Origin of the sequence: uncultured Boseongicola sp. (assembly GCF_937988555.1) — a bacterium.
Classification (GTDB): domain Bacteria; phylum Pseudomonadota; class Alphaproteobacteria; order Rhodobacterales; family Rhodobacteraceae; genus Boseongicola.
In genome coordinates this window covers 1-4,530 of sequence record NZ_CALJXO010000106.1, presented here as the reverse complement: position 1 = coordinate 4,530, position 4,530 = coordinate 1, and the positions used below count along the sequence as shown (strand labels likewise).

At 58.1% G+C, this 4,530-nt stretch carries 4 protein-coding genes and 1 pseudogene; 1 reads left to right on the top strand and 4 read right to left on the bottom strand.

Features of this window, described 5'->3' with window-relative positions; genetic code table 11:
* A pseudogene (locus Q1B15_RS05760) lies at positions 1-456 on the bottom strand (deoxyribose-phosphate aldolase); the annotation flags it as partial.
* A 179-nt stretch (positions 457-635) separates the two neighbouring features.
* A complete protein-coding gene (locus tag Q1B15_RS05755; RefSeq protein ID WP_299751455.1) occupies positions 636-1,853 on the bottom strand; it encodes a bifunctional alpha/beta hydrolase/OsmC family protein in 1,218 nt (405 codons plus the stop codon).
* A 307-nt stretch (positions 1,854-2,160) separates the two neighbouring features.
* On the opposite strand from Q1B15_RS05755, the gene Q1B15_RS05750 reads away from it, so the two are divergent.
* Positions 2,161-3,849, top strand: a complete 1,689-nt coding sequence (locus Q1B15_RS05750) for a chloride channel protein (protein ID WP_299751452.1) — start codon at positions 2,161-2,163, stop codon at positions 3,847-3,849.
* Between the two features lie 7 nt (positions 3,850-3,856).
* Here the strand turns inward: Q1B15_RS05750 and Q1B15_RS05745 are convergent, their stop codons facing one another.
* Positions 3,857-4,201, bottom strand: coding sequence for a DUF427 domain-containing protein (locus Q1B15_RS05745; RefSeq protein WP_299751450.1), 345 nt, complete (start codon positions 4,199-4,201; stop codon positions 3,857-3,859).
* 61 nt (positions 4,202-4,262) lie between these two features.
* The coding region (locus tag Q1B15_RS05740) for a M24 family metallopeptidase C-terminal domain-containing protein (protein ID WP_299751447.1) at positions 4,263-4,530 on the bottom strand (268 nt) is incomplete at its 5' end.

Sequence of the window (4,530 nt, the reverse complement as noted above, 5' to 3'; positions counted from 1 at the left end):
ATGGAACGGCGAGAGACCGGCAGGAAAACCTGTTGAGACGGCCGCAACGGGTATCCTGGTGCCCTGCAACGCGGAAACGGCCGTTGGGACCATCTCATGGTAAACGCAGACCGCTCCTGTGGTGATTGCATCCATGCCAAGTGCGTCCAGCAGGTCTTGTCGCACAGGGTTTGCGGCCTTGGCGCAAAGGCGTCTGACACGACCTTCGGTGTCGTCGCCCGAAAGCGTCGTAAGATCAATCAGGGTGACGGCGCGCAACATCCAGGCCGCCTGGTAGTCTTTCTTAACAGAGCGACGCCCGGGCAGGGTGGCAGCACGACGCTCGATTGCCGAGGTATTGGCTTGAACCGATGCAATGCGATCCAGATCAAGCACCGTGCCGGGATTGCGCGGCTCTTGCACCTGCGGAAGATGCGCAAGCGATGTGTCGGTGACAGTGGCGGTTCGTGCAGTCATGGCGGCAGCCTATCGTATAGGGTCTTGAAAAGCGTCGCATGATGCGAGCGATTAATCAAGATTGACCATTTGGTCAAAGTTTTAGTGAAATGTGAAATCTGCACCCGAGGAAGGGGGCTCTGCCCCCGCGCCAAATGCGCGTCCACGAGGTATTTTTGAAAGGATGAAGCGGTTTTGCTTCAGGCTTCAGCCAACACGGTTTCTACCGAGGCTCCGCGTTCCAGAGTGCGGTGAACCGGGCATTTATCGGCTATCTCCAACAAACGTTGGCGCTGGTCGCTGTCGAGTTTGCCCTCAAGTCGGATCACGCGATTGAATCCGTCGATCTTGGTGTCTTCGCCTGTGCCCGCGTCTTGTCCGTGGACTTTGGCATGGGTGATATCGACCGACACATGCGTCAATGGCCATCCTTTGCGGCGGGCATACATACGAATGGTCATCGAGGTGCAGGCACCAAGGCCCGCCGCCAAAAATCCGTACGGCGTCATGCCTTTGTTGGTGCCGCCGTAGGCTTCGGGTTCATCTGCCAGTGTGTGGTGTTTTGGACCTGCATTTACATCTAGCAGAAAGCCTGTTTCGTCGGCCTCGGCGACCCGTACAATGCCTTCAGGCGCGCCGGGAGGCGGTGCAGGTTGCTTCAGATCGAGGTAGCGCGCGCTCCAAGCGGCGATGACTTCGGCGGCGTATTCGGCGTCGGATGCGCGCGTTACAAGGTGATCTGCGTCGTCCAATGTGACGAAGCTTTTGGGGTGGCGCGCGGCCATAAAGATGTTTGTGGCGTTCTCGATCCCGACGGTTTCGTCCCGCGGCGCGTGCATCACCAGCAGTGCCTTGCCCAGTTTTTCAATCGACGGCGTGAGGGCCGCGCCTGCAACATCGTCAATGAAGTCTTTGCCAATCGTGAAGGGGCGGCCTGCCAGCGTAACTTTGGCTTTGCCTTCGGCGGCAATCGTATCAAGCGCGCCGGCGAAATTGTGCGTGACATGGCCGGGGTCAAACGGAGCGCCGATCGTGGCAACAGCTTTGATCGACGGAATGTCGGCCGCGGCTTTCAACACGGCTGCCCCGCCGAGCGAATGTCCGATCAGCAGCGTTGGCGCCATATCGCGGTCGCCCAGAGCCGCAGCCGCGCGCACTAAATCCTGGGCATTGGACGTGAACGTTGTGTTGGCAAACTCGCCTTTCGAATGTCCGAGTCCGGTGAAGTCAAACCGCAAAACAGCGATCCCCATCGAGGCCAGCCGCGACGAGATACGTCGCGCCGCTGTGATGTCCTTGCCGCAGGTAAAGCAATGCGCAAACAACGCCGTCGCAAGATGCGGGCCATCCGGAAAATCCAGCCGTGCAGCCAATGCGTCGCCTGCGTGGCCCTCGAATGTGAAGCGTTCCATGCTCATCGGACAGTCTCCGTTCGTGTCAGGCTTCGAAACTGTGCGCCTATGCCCCCCAAAGCAAGGGCTGTGACAGGGCTGTCACGGCACCGTGACGCGTGTGTCACAGGACCGGTTCCGACCTTGCTGAACACACCGTCTTGTTTGATCACAGTTCACTACAGTGAGACGAACTGCGTGATTTGGGTCTTTCCCCTTTGCCATCAAGCGCCTACCAAGAGGTATCGCGCGACAATTCAAAACGCGAGACGTTGGGCGTCCGCCGGGCAGGGCGCAAGGCGGTTTGGTGTGTGTCCGGGGTGGACCGTGTTGGATGGGCGCCGCTCCTAAGTCGATAATCGCCAAGCAACTGCAAGCCATTGTAAGCGCTTGCAAGCCGGGCTGGCACGTCCTGCGTACACATGGCCCAAGCGGCATTCAGTTTTGGTTCATTGCGTTGCTTATCGGCATTGCGGGAGGCTTTGCGGCTGTCGTATTTCGTACCGGCATCACCTTTTTGCAGCAAACTCTATATGGCACGGACGACGTTCGCCTTATCCATTCCTTTGCAGAAACTTTGCCGTGGTATGTGATCCTAGTAATTCCAATTTTGGGAGGCCTCGCGGTTGGCCTGATCCTCAACCGCTTCACGTCTGACGGAAAAGTGCGCTCGGTGGCGGAAGTTATCGAAGGGGCTGCGATTAAAGACGGCCGGGTTGAGACAAAAGAGGGGCTCGCGTCGGCAGCGGCATCCCTGATCACATTGGGGACGGGCGGGTCGACGGGTCGTGAAGGTCCGGTCGTGCATTTGGCTGCGGTGATTTCAACCTGGGTGTCAAATAAGTTGGCCGTTGACGGAATTACAGGGCGCGATCTTCTGGGCTGCGCGGTCGCGGCGGCCGTGTCCGCCTCGTTCAATGCGCCCATCGCTGGCGCGCTTTTCGCGCTAGAGGTCGTCTTGCGTCATTTCGCAGTTCATGCATTTGCGCCGATCGTGATTGCGTCGGTCGCGGGTACAGTGATCAACCGGTTGGCGTTCGGGGACATCACTGAATTCTCTTTGGGTGAAGCGAGCGTTCTGGCCTTTTATGTTGAACTACCTGCCTTCCTGATCCTCGGGCTTTTGTCGGGCTGCGTTGCTGTTCTGATGATGCGGGCAATATTTTGGGCCGATGACCTTGGCAGCTATTTCCAACGCCGGATCGGGCTACCTCGCGTTTTGCGCCCGGCCGTCGCAGGCGCGCTTTTGGGCGGCCTAGCGATTTTTTACCCGCACATCATCGGGGTTGGATACGAGACAACTTCGGCGGCTTTGACCGGTTCGTTGATGCTGCACGAAGTGGTGGTTTTCTGCGTGCTGAAGGTTGCCGCCGTCGCCATCACCATGGCGGGCCGCATGGGTGGAGGCGTGTTTTCGCCCTCGCTGATGGTCGGGGCTTTGCTTGGATTGGGGTTTGGGCTTGTGGCAACCGCCATCGCGCCGAACATTTCCGGCTCGGAAACGCTTTACGCACTGGCGGGCATGGGCGCGGTCGCTGCAGCCGTCTTGGGCGCGCCCATCTCAACGACGCTTATTGTGTTCGAGTTGACGGGAGACTGGCAAACGGGTCTGGCGGTGATGGTGGCGGTTTCGATGTCGACGGCTTTGGCGTCACGCCTTGTGGACCGTTCATTCTTCTTAACGCAACTGGAGCGACGCAATATTCACCTTGCCGCCGGGCCGCAGGCCTATCTTCTATCTATGTTCCGAGTGGCCAACGTTATGCGCACGCCTGACGACCCCCGCGCGGCCCCGGACGAAATGCTTTGGGAGGCAATAGAAGGCGGTCACACAATTGATCGCAACGCGACTTTGGAAACAGCAATGCCGATCTTTGAGGCGACCAATCGTCAGTTCTTAGCGGTTGTGACGCTTGGCGAGGAAGGCGTCGCCCCGCAGATCGACGGGGCCCTTTTCCAAGTCGACGCTCTTCGGGCCTATAACCGCGCGTTGGCCGCAACCGCCGCCGAAGAACACAGCTAAATCTGTGTCAAACCTGTTCGACGGTAACCAGATCGCCGTCATAAAAAGCCAGATGACCTTCAATGTCCGAAACGCTGTCCTTGGGGGTCTCATAGCTCCAGGCGGCATCGCGAATGGTCGTGCTTTTGGTTACGATGGAATAGTAGCTGGCGTCGCCCATGTGTGCACAATGGGATGTTCGCTCGGAGGCATCTAGGAACGCCATCGCAATGTCATCACGTGGAAAATAAATCACCGGCTCTGTGGAACCCTCTGTCAGTTCAAGCGCGTTGTGGCTTTCTGCTAAAACGGCTCCGCCCGCACGAACAACCCAAGTGCCATCAGCTTTACGAATGTTAATATGGTTGGCCATGTGTGGGCTCCTTTGTGGCGTCGCCGCGCATTTGCGAGACGCTTACACCTGTTTCAGGTCATCAGATAGGGCGCGTTGCCGTGTTCAGCCAGTCCCCGGCGCTATCCGAAAGCCGCGACATCAGTTTTTCGCGCACATCGCGGTGGTATCCGTTTAACCAGTTTCGCTCGGACTTGGACAGCATTTCAGATTCTATCAGCCGCAGATCAATCGGCGCATAAGTTAGCGTTTCGAAATCAAGTTGGTCGCGCGCGTCGCCCATTTTGGCGGCCTCACGGACAACGATCAGGTTCTCAATGCGAATACCAAACGCCCCTTCGCGGTAGTAT

Excerpts from the sequence above, each read along its gene's own strand:
- Q1B15_RS05745 (WP_299751450.1), bottom strand. The coding sequence starts at position 4,201 with ATGGCCAACCATATTAACATTCGTAAAGCTGATGGCACTTGGGTTGTT.
- Q1B15_RS05750 (WP_299751452.1), top strand. The coding sequence starts at position 2,161 with ATGGGCGCCGCTCCTAAGTCGATAATCGCCAAGCAACTGCAAGCCATT.
- Q1B15_RS05755 (WP_299751455.1), bottom strand. The coding sequence starts at position 1,853 with ATGAGCATGGAACGCTTCACATTCGAGGGCCACGCAGGCGACGCATTG.